The following is a 658-nucleotide window of genomic DNA, read 5'->3' as shown; positions in this document are numbered from 1 at the left end:
GCCTGCGCTACCGCTACGCGGAACAGGAGCCCTGGGTCCTCGACGGCCTCGACCTGCGCATCGCCGGCGGCGAGTCGGTGGCCATCGTCGGCCCCTCGGGCTGCGGCAAGAGCACCCTGTTCAACGTCCTGCTGGGCATCCTCCCGCCAGTGGAGGGACAGATCCGCATGGCCGGCCTGGACCTTGCGCAACTGGGCCTGGACGGCCTGCGCGAACTGGTCGGCACGGTGCTGCAGGACGACGTGCTGTTCGCCGGTTCGCTCAGCGACAACATCAGTTTCTTCGACCCGCAGCCGGACATGCCCTGGCTGCTGCAGTGCGCGCAGATGGCTGCCATCCACGATGACATCCAGGCCATGCCGATGGGCTACAACACCCTGGTCGGCGACATGGGCACGGTGCTCTCCGGCGGCCAGAAGCAGCGGGTGATGCTGGCCCGGGCGCTGTACAAGAAGCCGCGCATCCTGTTCCTCGACGAAGCCACCAGCCACCTCGACGTACACTGCGAACAGCGGGTCAACGCCGCCATTCGCGCGCTGCGCATCACCCGCGTCATGGTCGCCCATCGGCCCGAGACCATCGCCTCGGCGGACCGCGTGATAGTCCTCGGCCAGGGCAAGGTAAGCCTCGACGAAAGCACCGCGCGCCTGGCCGAACG

At 68.2% G+C, this 658-nt stretch carries 1 protein-coding gene; it reads left to right on the top strand.

Translation table 11 applies throughout. The features are described 5' to 3' along the window. Positions 1 to 658: ATP-binding cassette domain-containing protein (locus AC4OR5_RS30930; RefSeq protein ID WP_491952862.1), on the top strand; the 658-nt coding region annotated here is incomplete at both ends.

It is taken from the genome of Pseudomonas sp. YA1 (assembly GCF_058680555.1).
Note: the sequence above shows the minus strand (reverse complement) of the source record. Positions and strands in the feature narration are given on the sequence as shown.